Genomic DNA, 15,851 nt, shown 5'->3' with positions numbered 1-15,851 from the left:
ATGTTCTGATTAATAAAACAAGTTTAATTTAATTTAGAGTAAAAGATATTTAACTTCATTCTATTGGTAGGATTTAAATATGTTCCATCTGCTTTTTTCGCGCCAGATCCTATAATTGATCTACCTGCAGTGGCAAATGAAGGCACTAAATATTCGAATTCTGAAAGCGGTGTTGCCGCTAAGTAAGTTCCTTTATCTTCTTCCTGACCATTTAAAAGTTGTTGGATATAATTGGTGATTACAAATACGTATTGTTTCTTAGTTGAGTCAAAATAACCTCCAAAGGCAAAATCACCTAATTCCTGACTCATGAATTGATTATAAAAATAGAGTTGATCTTGAATTTGGGTTGGTTTATTTACAATATCTTTCTTGTATAAAGCTATTCTTGGAAGTGGTTTAAATGGAGCTACATCAGTTCCACTTATAATTGGAACCACTAACTCTGCTTTATTTACAATTACGCTTCCCACTGTATTTTTAAACTTGTTTAAGTAAGGGAAAGTGATTTTAGTTTTAACCCCTGCTAAACCTTGAACATAGGTTTCGGCATATTGAGTATTAGGGTTGTTTAGTTGTGTTTCTATTGGCGTACCTGTATAATTTCTAACTATTGATGAAACAACAGATGTAATACCAGCATTTGTAATTGGAAAATTAACTACTGCGGTATCTGTTTCGTTTGCATTTAATTCATTTGGTTTTCTATAATAAACCTCAAGTTTAGAATTTGAACTAATGAAATCAAAAAAGACCATGCCTAACTGACCAACTGAAGTACCTTTATTAAGTTCAATTTTAAATCCATTGAATTTATTTGAAAATAACCTTTGATCAGATAATGTTGTTGGGTTTAAAGACATGATTTTGTTTTTAACAAAATTTTTGTCCAATTGAATTCTAAGTTGTGCCGGAACTTGTTTTAATGTGTCTGGGCCACCCGTTACTATATCGTTAACCTTTAATGGTTTTGTTGGAAAAATACGATCATAAAAAGTTCCTACTATTTGAGCATTGGTTGGGTAAACCTGATCTGCATAATAAGAATCTTTTGTATTAATGCTTTCTGCAAGTTCTCTAACTTCAAATCTATACCTTGATGCAAGCGTATCTGCGTATAGCTCTTTAGAATAACTTAGAACTAAAACAGCTGAATCTAAAATAGCCGAACTGGTAAAAGTAAAATCGTTGGTAACTATATCTGGAATAGTTAAAGCCATAGATATATTAGACTCTACACTTCCAAATATTGGATCTGAAATATAACCAATAGGGTTTCTTTGTAATCGGGTTGCCTGACTACGCGGTTCTTTTTCTGTTCTAGATGCAATAGATAAAGTATCTACTAATGTGCCTTCTATTTTGGAATTTGGATCAATATCTAATCCGATATTATTAGATTCTTTACAAGAGCCTAAAAGAAAAAGACCTATTAACAGGGTCAATAAGTCTTGAGGTTTAAATTTCATAGTATAAAAATAATTACCTTTTAATTACGCAAACGAGATTAACTCATTTTGAGTTACTTCTTCATAAAAACTAAAGAAGTTCTCGAAATCTTCGGTTAAATTATAAGCTAAAGTTGGTTTGTTGGAATTTTTAACATACTTTAACACATCTTCGTGGATGTTTTCGTCTCCAATTACAACAGCATCAGAATGGGCGATTGCGCCACAATCAATACCAATACTATCCGTTTTTTCGAATACTGCAGTGTCCTCCTCGCTCATGCCGTTCATTACTGCTTTTTTAGCGAAATTTTTGTTTAAATTCTCGCTAAATTCACTTTTGTATAAAGAATACACCACTCTTGAATTTTTAAAAGTAGGATCATCTTTATAAATGGTTTTGATATAAGTTGGAACCAATGCTGTCATCCATCCGTGGCAGTGAACAACATCAGGCGACCAACCTAATTTTTTAACCGTTTCTAAGGCACCTTTACAGAAGAAAATAGCTCTTTCGTCATTATCTTCGTAAAACTTACCTTCTTTATCTCTAAACACCTGTTTTCTTTGGAAGTAATCTTCGTTGTCAAGAAAATAAACTTGCATTCTTGCAGACGGGATTGAGGCAACTTTAATAATTAATGGATTATCATTATTATCGATAATGATGTTCATTCCAGATAATCTTATAACCTCATGTAGTCTGTTTCTTCTCTCGTTAATATTGCCAAATCTTGGCATTAGAATTCTAATTTCGAAACCTTTCTCTTGCATAGCCTGAGGTAAGTTTCTAGTTATTTCTGAGATCTTGGTTAATTCGAGGAAAGGCGACATCTCGTGAGTAACAATCAGTAGCTTCGTTTTTGCCATCTCCATATTATTGTGATTTTTATTGATTGACTTGGGGTATATTAATATGCAAAGTTAATGAAAAATTACCATTTTATCAACAACTTATGCAATAGAGCTTTGATAGATGCTCCGAAATAACCAACTTTACACCGAAAAAAAATATCACTATTTTGGAAATATTTACACGGATAGATGCACTCCGTCAATATTTAGATGCACACAAAGAAACAGGCGGTCCAATTTCGTTTGTACCCACTATGGGAGCTCTTCATAAAGGGCACTTATCGTTAATAGAACAGGCAAAACTAAATGGAGGTTTAGTAATCTGCAGTATTTTTGTTAATCCAACTCAATTTACGGATCCTAAAGATCTTGAAAAATACCCTAGGCCATTAGAGCACGATATTAATTTGCTTAACACGGTTGGATGTAATGCTGTTTTTATGCCTTCGGTGGAAGAAATGTATCCATTATGGCCTGAAAAGGAAGAATGGCATATAGATTTAGGCGAAACTGAATTTTTATTAGAAGGCGCTTTTAGAAAGGGACATTATCAAGGCGTAACTCAAATTGTAAAAAAACTTTTTGATGCAGTACAACCTAACTTTGCTTATTTCGGTCAAAAGGATTACCAGCAAATCTTAATGATAGAAAAAATGGTCAGCTTTTTTCAATTAAATATTGAAATTGTAAGTTGTCCGATTATTAGGGAAGAGGATGGTTTGGCTATGAGTTCGAGAAATATACATCTTACAGAACGAGATAGGAAATCTGCTTTAATTTTATTTGCTGCCTTGAATTTTGTTAAAGCCAATTATGGTAAATTGACACCATCTGCTTTAATAAGCGAAGCTTCTAAAATGGTTAACACTGAAATTGGAGTTGAATTGGAATATTTATCTATTGCTGACAGAAAAACTTTAATTCCAGTAAAAGATGATTATAAAGGTAAGGCGGTTGCTTTAATTGCAGCTAAAGTGGGCAATACTAGGCTGATTGATAATGTACTCCTAGATTAATGCTTCAAATTTACAGTTGGTATAGTTTAATACTATTTTTATAACTTTGTGGCATGATCATTCAGGTTTTAAAATCAAAATTACATAGGGTTAAGGTTACACAGGCAGAATTAAATTACGTTGGAAGTATTACTATCGACGAAGATTTAATGGATGCGGCAAATATTATAGCCAATGAGAAAGTTCAAATAGTGAACAATAACAATGGGGCTAGGTTTGAGACCTATGTGATAAAAGGTCCAAGAGGAACAGGTACTATATGTTTAAATGGTGCAACTGCACGATTGGCACAAGTAGGTGATATATTAATTATTATGTCGTACGGATCATTACCAATGGCAGAAGCAAAACTATACGAACCTATTTTAATATTCCCTGATCACAACAATAAATTATTGTAGTTTTTGTATTATTTTGAAGACCAAGCCTAAATCCTTGATTTTGCTAGGTTTAAATAAAATAGAAAATACTAAATTTGGAAATACTTCTTTAATATAAATTTTTATTATGCATTTCGAGCTGTCAGAAGAACAATTGATGATTCAACAAGCTGCAAGGGATTTTGCGCAAAACGAACTAAAACCAGGGGTTATAGAGAGAGATGAGCATCAAAAATTTCCTGCAGAACAAGTAAAAAAATTAGGTGAACTAGGTTTCCTAGGAATGATGGTTGACCCTAAATATAATGGCAGTGGATTAGATGCATTGTCGTATGTTTTAGTAATGGAAGAACTTTCTAAGGTAGATGCTTCAACTTCAGTTGTAGTATCTGTTAACAACTCTTTGGTTTGTTACGGATTAGAGGCTTATGGTACAGAGGCTCAAAAGGAAAAATATTTAAAACCATTAGCTTCAGGCGAATGTATTGGTGCGTTTTGTTTATCGGAGCCAGAAGCAGGATCTGATGCTACATCTCAGCAAACTACTGCAGAAGATAAAGGTGATTATTATCTGTTAAACGGAACTAAAAATTGGATTACCAATGGTTCAAATGCCAAATACTACTTGGTTATTGCACAAACAGATCGCGCTTTAAAACATAGAGGTATAAATGCTTTTATTGTTGAAAAGGGGATGGAAGGATTTACAATAGGTCCGAAAGAAAATAAATTAGGAATTAGAGGGTCTGATACACATTCTTTAATGTTTAATGACGTAAAAGTTCCGAAAGAAAATAGAATTGGTGAAGATGGATTCGGGTTTAAATTTGCAATGAAAACTTTAGAGGGTGGCAGAATTGGAATTGCTGCTCAAGCTTTAGGAATTGCAGCAGGTGCCTACGAATTAGCTTTAGCTTATGCTAAAGAAAGAAAGGCATTTGGTAAACCAATCGCAGAACACCAAGCAATTGCATTTAAATTAGCTGATATGGCAAGTCAGATTGAGGCTGCAAGATTATTAGTTTACAAAGCAGCTTGGTTAAAAGATCAAGGTAAACCTTATTTATTAGAAGGTTCTATGGCGAAGTTGATGGCTAGTAAAGCAGCGATGGACGTTACAGTAGAAGCTGTTCAAATTCATGGTGGTTACGGATTTGTAAAAGAATATCATGTTGAGCGATTAATGCGAGACGCGAAAATTACTCAGATATACGAAGGAACATCTGAAATTCAAAAAATGGTGATTTCAAGAGATATCTTAAAATAAAAAAAAAGTCCGGTAAGAAATTACCGGACTTTTTTATGACCTTACAGCGCCAATAATCATTTTCAAAATAGCTACGACAATAGCAAAAAAGGCTGCGGGAATAAATCCATCAACCTCAAAGCCTTCCATTATATTTGAAACTAAAAGTATCATTAAAACGGTTATGATAAATGAAAATAAGCCTAAAGTGAGGAAATTAATAGGAAAAGTTAATAATCTCAAAATAAACCCAATAGTACCGTTTGCAAGTGCTATTAATATGGCAGCGATTATTGCAGACCCAAAACCATCTACTTTTATGCCAGGAACAAAATAAGCGCCTAATAAAACAATAACTCCCATGAGTAACAAGTCGATTAAAAGTTTTAGCATTTTTTTAAATTTTAAAGTGTGTTGTTTATTTCTTGTAATAGTTACAATATTAACAACATCTTGTAACAATAAAGAGTTTAAAAAAGATTTAATAAAATTTAACAGTGATAGTACAGCTATTGTAATTGATGTAGTCGATAATGCTGTTTATAATTCTCTAATGCAACGAAAAAATGAGGGTGAAACTTTAACCAGTATAATTAGTGTGGTAGAAATAGAAAATGAATCAGATAGTTTATTTTTCGAAAAAGAAATATTAGGAAGTGTGGAATTGAAAAATGAACAATTAATTTTTACACCAAATTCTGAAATGAGAAAGGGCTCCACCTATAATATTACCACCATGCTGGGCTCGGGTTTGGGTGGTACTAAGGCAACTTGGAATCAAGCATTAAACGTAAGAGGCGGAGGAATCCAAGGCACATTAACTCACTAGATAAACTATTTGAAAATTAAAATCTTTTACTTATCTTTGCAAAGTATTCAATGAGTAGAGGGGACCGTGTCCCCTCTTTTTTTTGGAATTTAACAGAGGAATTGATATGGATATCGTGAAAAGGGTTACAGCATTAGCTGAAGAAAAAATTGCTGAACTGGCAAATTTGTTCCTGGTAGAGGTGCGTATGCTTCCCGGTAACAAGTTAATAATTTTAGTAGATGGGGATGACTCGGTTACCATTTCAGATTGCGCAGCTATAAGCAGATACGTAGGATTTCATCTCGAAGAAGAACAAGTAATTGATACTGCTTACAATTTAGAAGTTGGGTCACCAGGTGTTGGGGAGCCTTTAAAATTAAAGCGTCAATACGTAAAAAACATCGGAAGAAAATTAAGTGTTCAGAAGAAAGACGGAAGTAAATTGGAAGGAAATTTGCTTGAAGTAAACGAAGATCATATAGTAATTGCGGCAGAAACTAAGCCCGAAGGAAAATCAAAAAGTAAAAAGACAGTAATCGTTAATACTTCGGTTGCTTTTGAAGATATAACAGAAACAAAAGTGTTAATTTCATTTAAATAAAATGAGCAGCAATATAAACTTAATAGACTCTTTTCAGGAGTTTAAGGATTTTAAAAATATAGACCGTCCAACGGTTATTAGTGTGTTGGAAGAAGTTTTCAGAAGTATGATTCGTAAGAAATACGGTACTGATGAGAATTGTGATGTAATTGTGAATCCAGATAACGGAGATTTGGAGATCTGGCGTACAAGAAGAGTAATGGAGGATGGGTTTTCTGAAGATGATGATCTTGAGATTGAACTAGCTGAAGTTAAACTTTTGGATCCAGACATGGAGGTTGGTGATGATTATATTGAGCAAATTACTTTAGAAAGTTTTGGAAGAAGAGCCATTTTAGCTGCTCGCCAAACTTTAGTTTCTAAGGTGCTTGAATTAGAGAAAGACGAAATATTTAAGAAATATAAAGATAGAGTTGGGGAAATTGTAACGGGTGAAGTTTATCAAGTTTGGAAAAAGGAAACTTTAGTGCTTGATGATGAGGGTAATGAGTTGTTGATGCCTAAAACTGAACAAATTCCTGCTGATTATTTCAAAAAGGGAGATACAGTTCGTGCGGTGATTTTAAAAGTAGATATGGTAAATGCTACGCCTAAAATTATTATCAGCAGAATTGCACCTGAGTTTTTACAACGTTTATTTGAAATTGAAGTTCCTGAGATTTTTGATGGATTAATTACGATCAAGAAAATTGTTAGGGAACCAGGAGAGCGTGCAAAAGTTGCAGTAGAATCTTATGACGATAGAATTGATCCAGTTGGAGCTTGCGTTGGAATGAAAGGATCTAGAATTCACGGTATCGTTAGAGAGTTGAAAAATGAAAATATAGATGTTATTAATTTCACAAATAATATTTCATTATATATTCAACGTGCATTAAGTCCTGCAAAAATTACATCTATTAAATTAAACGATGAAACAAAACATGCGTCTGTATATTTAAAACCAGATCAAGTTTCATTGGCAATTGGTAGAGGCGGACATAATATTAAATTAGCTGGTAAATTAACAGGCTATGAAATAGATGTGTTTAGAGAAGCAGGAGAAGAAGAAGAAGATGTGGATATAGAAGAATTCTCAGATGAAATCGATAACTGGATTATTGATGAGTTAAAAGCAATAGGGCTAGATACAGCAAAAAGTGTTTTAGCATTGAGCGTTGACGAATTAGTAAAGCGTACAGATTTAGAAGAAGAAACCATCCGAGAGGTTATAAATATTTTGCAATCAGAATTTGAGTAATAGTTTTCATTAATTTAAAACATTACTTTTGTATAATAAATAGAAAAAAGAGGAAAATCAATGTCAGACGACAAACCAATAATTTTATTTAAAGCGGCTAAAGAGCTAAATGTCGGAACAGCGACTATAGTGGACTTTTTGAAAAAGAAAGGCTTTGCTGTGGAAAATAAGCCCACTACGAAACTTGATAAAGACATGTATCAATCATTGTTGCAAGAGTTTCAAGGTGATAAAATCGTAAAAGAAGAAGCTAACCAAATAAATATTGGTAAAATTCGTCGCGACGAGTCCGAAGTTTCTGAAAAACCTGCTGAGCCAATTAGAAAGGGTAATGATTTTGAAAATGAAGGTGTTTTAATAAAAAACCTTCACAATTTCCCGGGTTCAAATGAAAAACCAGCTCCTACTTCTGCACCTACTCCACAACCTGTTGTAGAAGAAAAACCTGTGGCAGTAGAAAAGCCAGTTGAGAAACCAGTTGAACCTGTACAGGTAAAACCGGTTGAAAAGCCAGTAGAAAAAGTATCAGTTGAGGAGGTTAAACCTCAAGAAACAATTGATACACCAAGAACGGGTGTTAAGGTTGTGGGTAAAATAGATTTAAGTGATTTCTCAAATAGAGGAAAAGGAAATAAAGCTCAACATCAGGAAGTATCTAAAAAGGTTGAGAAAGTTGAGACTAAAAAGCCAGCTACTCCTGCGCCTGTTGTAGAAAAGGCACCAGCTGCTCCGATAACTCCTCCAAAAGTTGAAAAGCCGGTAGTTAAGGAAGTTAAAAAAGAAGAAGCTCCTGTAGCAAAACCTCAAAACCCAGATGCGGGTAATGAAGTTATTAAAGCAAGAGCAGCTAAACTTTCTGGTCCAAATATTATAGGGAAAATTGTGCTTCCTACTACCCCTGATAGAAGAAACCAACCAGTTGCTTCATCGGGCGATGCAGATGCGAAGCGTAAACGTAAACGTAAAAAGACGCCTACTACTCCAGGCACACCAAACCCTAATAATACAGGAAACAATCCTCAAAGAGGTCCTGGACAAGGGGGTGGTTACCAAGGTAACAAGCCAGATTTTAGAGGCGGAGCAAATAAAGGTAATTTTAGAGGTAAGCCAGGTGCAAATGCTGGTCCAAAAGAAGAACCATCAGAAAAAGATATTCAAGATCAAATTAAAGCAACACTTGCTAGATTAAGTGGTGCCGGTAAATCTGGTAAATTCGCTCAAAGAGCAAAACTTCGTCGCCAAAAAAGAGACGATGTAGCGCTTTCTGCAGAAGAAGCAGCTTTAGAATTAGAATCGCAATCTAAAATATTAAAAGTAACAGAATTTGTTACAGCTAATGAGTTAGCAAATATGATGGATGTACCGGTTACTAAAATTATAGCAACCTGTATGAGCTTAGGAATGTTTGTTTCTATTAACCAACGTTTAGATGCCGAAACTTTAACAATTGTTGCTGATGAATTTGGTTATGAAATTCAATTCGTGAAACCAGATGATGAAGACGATATTGTTGAAGAAGAAGATTCACCAGAAGATTTACAAGATCGTGCACCTGTTGTAACCATCATGGGTCACGTAGATCATGGTAAAACTTCATTGTTAGATTATATTCGTAAAGCAAATGTGGTGGCTGGTGAAGCCGGAGGTATTACTCAGCACATAGGTGCCTATATGGTAACTACAAATTCTGGAAAGAAAGTAACTTTCTTAGATACTCCTGGTCACGAAGCATTTACTGCGATGCGTGCGCGTGGTGCTAAAGCTGCGGATATTGCGATTATTGTAATTGCAGCAGATGATGCCGTGATGCCACAAACTAAGGAGGCTATAAATCATGCTCAAGCAGCAGGTGTACCATTGGTATTTGCTTTCACTAAAATTGATAAGCCAGGTGCTAACTCTGATAAAATTAGAGAACAGCTTTCGGTTATGAATATTTTGGTTGAAGATTGGGGTGGTAAATTCCAGTCACAAGAGATCTCAAGCAAGAGCGGATTAAACGTTGATTTATTATTAGATAAAGTATTACTTGAAGCTGAATTATTAGAGCTTAAAGCAAATCCAAATAAAAGAGCTGTTGGTACAGTTATAGAATCTGCCTTAGACAAAGGACGTGGTATTGTTACTACTGTTTTAGTACAAGGTGGTACATTAAAAATTGGTGATCCTATACTTGCTGGAAGTTATAGCGGTAAAGTTAAGGCATTGTTTAATGAACGCGGTCAAAAAGTAGAATCAGCAGGTCCTTCAGTACCTATTCAAGTATTAGGTATGCAAGGAGCGCCAACGGCTGGAGATCGTTTTAATGCATTAGAAAGCGAAGTTGAAGCTAGAGATATTGCAAATAAACGCTTACAGTTAATGCGTGAGCAAGGTTTACGTACTCAAAAACATATTACTTTAGATGAAATCGGCAGACGTTTAGCAATTGGAAACTTTAAAGAGTTAAACTTAATTGTTAAAGGTGATGTGGATGGTTCTATCGAGGCTTTATCAGATTCATTGTTAAAACTTTCTACTGAAGAAATTCAAATCAATATCATTAGTAAAGGTGTTGGTCAAATTTCTGAAGGCGACGTATTATTAGCATCTGCTTCCGACGCAATTATTATTGGTTTCCAAGTAAGACCTTCAATGGGAGCAAGAAAATTAGCTGAAGCAGAACAAATAGATATTAGACTTTATTCTATTATTTACGACGCTATTAACGAAATTAAAGCGGCAATGGAAGGTATGTTAGCACCTGAATTCCAAGAGAAAATTGTTGCTAACGTTGAAATCAGAGAAACATTTAAAATTACTAAAGTTGGTACTATCGCCGGATGTATGGTATTAGATGGTAAAATCAATAGAAATAGTAAAATTAGAATTGTTAGAGATGGTGTTGTTGTTTATACAGGCGAGTTAGCTTCGTTAAAACGTTATAAAGACGATGTAAAAGAAGTTTCAGCAGGTTATGAATGCGGTTTAAATATTAATAACTTTAATAATATTGAAGTTGGTGATATTGTTGAAGCTTACGAACAAGTTGAAGTTAAACGTAAATTATAATAATCTTATTTATTTATACTTAAAGGCTCCAATTTTATTGGAGCCTTTTTTGTGAAATGCAGAAATTATTATGTTTATAAATGATTTAGAGACTTATTTCAACCTCTTTTTTAAACCATTTGCCATTTTAGAGAAAAACAGAAAAAATTTGTTGGAAACGAGCCAATTAAAAGGAGAGCCTGATAAATAAAATTCTGTAGTGTTGGTTTGTATCCACCTTGCTCTAAAGAATTGATTGTATTTCTTAATTAAACGCTTTTTAATTATATAATATTCCTCATTCTTATTCCCCTTGCTTTTATGCATTAAATTAAACGGGATTACATAGGCAGAAAAGCCATTTAGTTGGGCTTGCAAAGTTAGGTCTGTACCATAGAAATGGAAACCTGATAAATCGTTAGATACTTTTAATAATGCGCTGTTTTTTATAACTAAAAAGTTCTCGTCTAGACTATTTACTTTTAAAGGTAGTTGGCCTTTTTTTGAGAATGTATTAGGTGGATAGGTGATGTGAAATACGATATAGTTTGGTCCAACCGCCCCTGCGTTACCACAAATTGCCCATTTTGGATCGGTCTGGTCTAAGGTTTTTAAACAAGCATTTAATTCATTTATTCCATCTTGATGGAGAATTATATCTTGGTGACAAATTATAATGTATTTTCCTTGGGCTTTACGCAGAAATAAGTTAATTGCTGTAAATGCATCAAAATTATTTTGGTCGGCATTATCAGCATAAAGAAATTCACAATTAGCAGAATTAAACCCTTTTTCAATAAAAGAATTTAGCATTTCATTGTATTCTTCTTTTCGGGTAACGAGGGTGCAAATAGAAAAATCAAAGAGATAAGCTTCGTTTTGAATCGGTCGACTTAATTTCAGTGCATCAATCATTGTTTACTCTTTAAAAGCCTGCATACTTATTAATTTACTATATAATCCGTCTTTTTTTAATAAAGAATTATGGTTTCCAGACTCAACAATCTCCCCATTTTCTATTACTATAATTTTATCAGCATGTTGAATAGTACTTAATCTATGCGCTATGATTATAGAAGTTCGGTTTTTCATTAAATCATTTAAAGCATGCTGAACTAATTTTTCTGACTCTGTATCTAATGCAGAAGTTGCCTCGTCCATTAACAAAATAGGTGGATTAGATAATACAGCTCTTGCAATACATAATCGTTGTTTTTGTCCGCCAGATAATTTGTTCCCTCTGTCGCCAACATAAGTATCATATCCATTTTCTGTTTGGATAATGAAATCATGAGCATTCGCTATTTTGGCAGCATTCATAATCTCTTCTGGAGTGGCATTAGGATTAGAAAAAGCGATGTTATTGTAGATAGTGTCGTTAAACAAGAAAGACTCTTGATTAATAATACCCATTAAAGCGCGTAAAGAGTCTGAATTAGCCTCTTTCAAGTTTAGTCCATCAATTAAAATATCTCCCGAAATGGGGTCATAAAACCTAGGAATAAGATCCATAATTGTACTTTTTCCTCCGCCAGAAGGACCAACTAATGCAACTACTTCGCCTTTATTAACTTCAAAATTTATATGGTTTAAAACTAATTTTTCATTGTATTTGAAGCTAACATTGTTAAAAACAATTTTTTCATTAAAGGTTTTAATCTGTTTAGCGTCGTTTTTTTCTATCAATGTAGGTTTTGTGTCTATTAATTCTAAAACTCTTTCACCTGCAGCAATTCCAGTATGAATTGTAGAGAAAGAATCTGTTAAAGCCTTAGCCGGACGCATAATTTGCGAAAAAATCGCAATATAGCCTATAAAAGCAGGAACAGTTAATGCATCAGCCTCCTTATTAATCATTAAAGTTCCTCCATACCATACAATTATGGCAACCATAACTATACCTAAAAACTCTGATACGGGAGAGGCCAATTGTTGTCGGCGCACAATTTTACGATTGATATTAGAAAAGAAAACATTCTCTTTTTGGAATTTTTCTTTAATTCTAAATGTGGCGTTAAAAGCCTTAATTATTTTAATTCCACTTAATGCCTCATCCAAAAATCCAATCATTTTTGCGAAAGATTCTTGAGCCGTTGTAGCTTGTTTTTTTAAGCGTTTTACAATTTTACTAATCGCAAATGCCGAAATTGGGATTACCAATAATGAAAAGAGTGTTAATTGTGGTGAAATAGAAATTAAAATCACCATGTAAAATATCATAGTTGCTGGTTCTTTAAAAACCACTTGAAGCGTATTGGTAACCGAAAATTGAACTACCTGAACATCTGAAGCTACTTTAGAAATAATATCGCCTTTTCTCTCATTATTGAAATAGCCTACATCTAAGTTCATAACATTATTAAAAACAGATTTTCTTAAGTTTAATAAAGTATGTACCCTCAAATCTTCCATAAACCTTTGAGAAAAGTATCTGAAAAAATTAGAAAGAAATGCAGAAATAGCGATAGTGATACAAACATATAACAGGGTTTCAGATAAACCATACTTGTCTATTGAGAATACCACTAAGTTTTTTAAGTGCTTCGTTACATCATAAGAAGACTCTACTGGTAAAGCTGTTGGCGCCACTTCATTACCATCTGCCAACAAAGTGTCGAATAATGGCGACAATAAAGTTAGGTTTAGGGTAGAAAAGATGATATAAAGTAAAGTGGTAAGGATATAAGGAATAGCAAACTTTTCTAGAGGTTTAGCAAAAGAAAGCAATCTAAAATATGTCTTCATTTAATGATATTTAAGGTAAAGATACGAATATCATAGTTTTGCTTTTTACTCTATTTGAATTTTAAAATGGATTTTTATTTTTTCGCAGTTTAAATAAATCGAATTTTATAGGAAATGGAATCAAAAATATATAATCAATGCTGTTTAAAATAATTGAATAGATGGCAACAAAATCAAGCAAATTCCCTTTATTTGCAAATAATGAAATTAGAGATTAAGAAATTGGTTGAGGGAGTTTCTAGTGGAAATTTCAAAGATATAGCTAGAGCTCTTACAGTTGTAGAGAATAATTTACCCCAGTCTAAAGAATTATTATCTACTGTAAGCGTTAAAAATATTCCTATAATTGGAATTACTGGTCCTCCAGGAGCTGGTAAAAGTACTTTAGTGAACTCAATAACCGAAGAATTGGTTAAAAGAGAAAAGAAAGTTGCCATTTTAGCAGTAGATCCAACCTCCCCTTTTAATTTTGGAGCATTGTTAGGCGACAGAATTCGTATGTCTCGTCATTTTAACAATCCAAATGTTTTTATTCGCTCTATAGCCACAAGAGGTTCATTAGGTGGTTTGGCAGTTAACATTATAGAAATGACAGAACTGCTTAAATCTGCCAAATTCGATTTAATCATTATAGAAACAGTTGGTGTAGGACAGTCGGAAGTAGACATTGCGGGTATTGCAGATTGTAGCATGGTAGTATTGGTACCTGAGGCGGGTGATGAAATTCAAAATATAAAATCAGGTTTGATGGAAATTGCACAAGTATTTGTAGTAAACAAAGCTGATAGAGCTGGGGCCGATACATTTGCAAATAATTTAATAAAACAAATCAAGCAACAGCATCAAGAAATTCCAGTATTTAAGACAATTGCAGATAAATCAATAGGGGTTGAAGATTTAACCAATTATCTACTTCAACTAAAGGAAATAGAAAACCATAGGAAATTTTTATTGATGACAGACAAGGCGTATCAATTAATTTCTCATTTTAGGATGAAAGATGTGGACAAAAAAAAGCTTCATTTAGAAGTAAATGAAGCTATGAAAAATGAAAATTTCAATTTATATAAGTTTGTTGAGAAATGGATTAGCCATTCATAATCTCTTCTATTTCCTCAATTTCAATTGGTGTATTTGCCATAAAATCATGTAATCCATTTTCGGTAATCAATACATCATTTTCTATTCTTACGCCTAAATTTTCCTCCGGAATATATATACCTGGTTCAATGGTCAAAATATTTCCAACGGCATAAGGTGTAAATTTATTGGCAAAATCATGTACATCTATACCTAAATGATGAGAAGTGCCATGCATAAAATATTTTTTATAAGCAGGCCATTCTGGATTTTGGTTTTTTACATCTTCCAAACTTATTAATTTAAGATTGACCAATTGTTCGGTCATTATTTGGCCAACGTGTTCATGATACTCTACAGAACTTATGCCAGGGCGGAGTATTTTTTTAGTTTCTTTGAATACATGTAGTACTGAATTGTAGACATCTTTTTGTCGAGCCGAAAATCTTCCGTTTGCCGGGATAGTCCTAGACAAGTCTGCATTATAATTTCCATATTCTGCGCCAAAATCCATTAGAATTAAATCGCCATCCTTACATGGTCGATTATTTTCTACATAATGCAGAACGGTAGCGTTAAGGCCTGAAGCAATTATAGGCGAATAGGCATGTCCAGTTGCTTTATTTCGAATAAATTCATGAATAATTTCTGCTTCGATTTCATATTCCATTACACCGGGCTTTGTAAATTTAAGCACTCTGTTAAAGGCATTAGAGGTAATATCGCAAGCTGTTTGGGTTAATTCTATTTCATCTTCCGACTTAATTACGCGTAATTCTCTTAGAATTGGGGCGCTTCTAAAATAATTGTGGAATGGATATTTTGATTTTATATCATTTGCAAATCTAATATCTCTATAAGGTACCACATGTGTATACCTGTCGTTCTCATTAGAATTAAAGTAAATATTTTCGGCATAATGAATTATACTTTGTAAAACCGAGTCGAATTCATCTATCCAGCATATTTTTTTTATGCCAGAAGTTTCAAAAGCTTCTTCTTTAGTGTATTTATGTCCCTCCCAAACTTTAATTAAGTCGTTTGTTTTTCTTAAAAATAACACTTCTCTATACACTGGATTCGGACAGTCTGGAAAAAGCAACAGAATTGTCTGTTCTTGGTCAATTCCTGAAAGGTAAAATAAGTCGGCATTTTGTTTAAAATTAAATGCTTGATCTCCACTTCTTGGGAACTCATCATTAGATTGAAAAATGGCTATAGAATTGTTTTTCAGGTGGGTTGTAAAATTATTTCTATTTTTTTCAAACAATTTTGGTTTAATTACCTTATATTTCATAAGAATTAATATTTGTATGTATATTTGTTCAAATATAATTATAATAGCAAAATTTATACATTTTGGAACGGCTTTTGTATGACTGTTTTGAAAATTTAAATA

Annotated in this window: 14 protein-coding genes; 8 read left to right on the top strand and 6 right to left on the bottom strand. The window is 33.4% G+C overall.

From position 1 onward, the window contains the following. Positions 1-23: 23 nt before the first annotated feature. Together VRU49_RS02650 and VRU49_RS02645 are read right to left on the bottom strand one after the other, a co-directional pair. Positions 24-1,469, bottom strand: coding sequence for a DUF4270 domain-containing protein (locus VRU49_RS02650; protein ID WP_330145228.1), 1,446 nt, complete (start codon positions 1,467-1,469; stop codon positions 24-26). A 24-nt stretch (positions 1,470-1,493) separates the two neighbouring features. Beyond that, the gene (locus VRU49_RS02645; protein WP_330145227.1) at positions 1,494-2,318 is read right to left on the bottom strand and encodes a glycogen/starch synthase; all 825 of its coding nucleotides are present in this window, start codon (positions 2,316-2,318) and stop codon (positions 1,494-1,496) included. 152 nt (positions 2,319-2,470) lie between these two features. Here VRU49_RS02645 and panC point away from each other — a divergent pair, with 152 nt between their 5' ends. The 3 genes from panC (at position 2,471) to VRU49_RS02630 (ending at position 4,966) form a co-directional block, all read left to right on the top strand. Beyond that, positions 2,471-3,319, top strand: a complete 849-nt coding sequence (gene panC, locus VRU49_RS02640) for a pantoate--beta-alanine ligase (RefSeq protein WP_330145226.1) — start codon at positions 2,471-2,473, stop codon at positions 3,317-3,319. Positions 3,320-3,372: 53 nt separating this feature from the next. Further along, complete coding sequence (panD, locus tag VRU49_RS02635) at positions 3,373-3,720, top strand: aspartate 1-decarboxylase (protein ID WP_330145225.1); 348 nt, start codon at positions 3,373-3,375, stop codon at positions 3,718-3,720. 106 nt (positions 3,721-3,826) lie between these two features. Further along, positions 3,827-4,966: an acyl-CoA dehydrogenase gene (locus VRU49_RS02630; protein ID WP_330145224.1), complete on the top strand. Its 1,140-nt coding sequence runs from the start codon at positions 3,827-3,829 to the stop codon at positions 4,964-4,966. 33 nt (positions 4,967-4,999) lie between these two features. On the opposite strand, the gene VRU49_RS02625 is transcribed toward VRU49_RS02630, so the two are convergent. After that, entirely contained in the window at positions 5,000-5,338 is a 339-nt protein-coding gene (locus VRU49_RS02625; protein WP_330145223.1) for a phage holin family protein, read from the bottom strand. A 16-nt stretch (positions 5,339-5,354) separates the two neighbouring features. Between VRU49_RS02625 and VRU49_RS02620 the strand changes: the two genes are divergently transcribed. From VRU49_RS02620 to infB, 4 genes are all read left to right on the top strand, one after another. Continuing rightward, the gene (locus VRU49_RS02620; protein WP_330145222.1) at positions 5,355-5,774 is read left to right on the top strand and encodes a hypothetical protein; all 420 of its coding nucleotides are present in this window, start codon (positions 5,355-5,357) and stop codon (positions 5,772-5,774) included. Positions 5,775-5,880: 106 nt separating this feature from the next. Then, positions 5,881-6,357: a ribosome assembly cofactor RimP gene (rimP, locus tag VRU49_RS02615; RefSeq protein ID WP_330145221.1), complete on the top strand. Its 477-nt coding sequence runs from the start codon at positions 5,881-5,883 to the stop codon at positions 6,355-6,357. Position 6,358: 1 nt separating this feature from the next. After that, positions 6,359-7,597: a transcription termination factor NusA gene (gene nusA, locus VRU49_RS02610; RefSeq protein WP_330145220.1), complete on the top strand. Its 1,239-nt coding sequence runs from the start codon at positions 6,359-6,361 to the stop codon at positions 7,595-7,597. Between the two features lie 60 nt (positions 7,598-7,657). Continuing rightward, on the top strand, positions 7,658-10,648 hold the full coding sequence (gene infB / locus VRU49_RS02605) for a translation initiation factor IF-2 (protein WP_330145219.1): 2,991 nt from the start codon (positions 7,658-7,660) through the stop codon (positions 10,646-10,648). Between the two features lie 93 nt (positions 10,649-10,741). Here infB and VRU49_RS02600 read toward each other — a convergent pair whose 3' ends face one another. Both VRU49_RS02600 and VRU49_RS02595 read right to left on the bottom strand, forming a co-directional pair. Continuing rightward, positions 10,742-11,542 (bottom strand): hypothetical protein, encoded by an 801-nt coding sequence (locus VRU49_RS02600; RefSeq protein WP_330145218.1) that lies wholly within the window; start codon positions 11,540-11,542, stop codon positions 10,742-10,744. Positions 11,543-11,545: 3 nt separating this feature from the next. Beyond that, positions 11,546-13,372 (bottom strand): ABC transporter ATP-binding protein, encoded by a 1,827-nt coding sequence (locus VRU49_RS02595; RefSeq protein WP_330145217.1) that lies wholly within the window; start codon positions 13,370-13,372, stop codon positions 11,546-11,548. A gap of 201 nt (positions 13,373-13,573) precedes the next feature. Between VRU49_RS02595 and meaB the strand changes: the two genes are divergently transcribed. Beyond that, positions 13,574-14,473 carry a methylmalonyl Co-A mutase-associated GTPase MeaB gene (gene meaB / locus VRU49_RS02590; protein WP_330145216.1) on the top strand — a complete coding sequence of 300 codons (900 nt, stop codon included), beginning with the start codon at positions 13,574-13,576 and terminating at the stop codon, positions 14,471-14,473. Here meaB and VRU49_RS02585 read toward each other — a convergent pair. Next, positions 14,460-15,749, bottom strand: coding sequence for an aminopeptidase P family protein (locus VRU49_RS02585; RefSeq protein WP_330145215.1), 1,290 nt, complete (start codon positions 15,747-15,749; stop codon positions 14,460-14,462). The two genes, meaB and VRU49_RS02585, sit on opposite strands and share 14 nt — an antisense overlap. Positions 15,750-15,851: the final 102 nt, after the last annotated feature.

The organism is Pedobacter flavus, assembly GCF_036324285.1.
Lineage (GTDB): Bacteria > Bacteroidota > Bacteroidia > Sphingobacteriales > Sphingobacteriaceae > Pedobacter > Pedobacter flavus.
The sequence above is the reverse complement of the archived record's forward strand: the minus strand, read 5'-3'. Positions and strand labels throughout refer to the sequence as shown.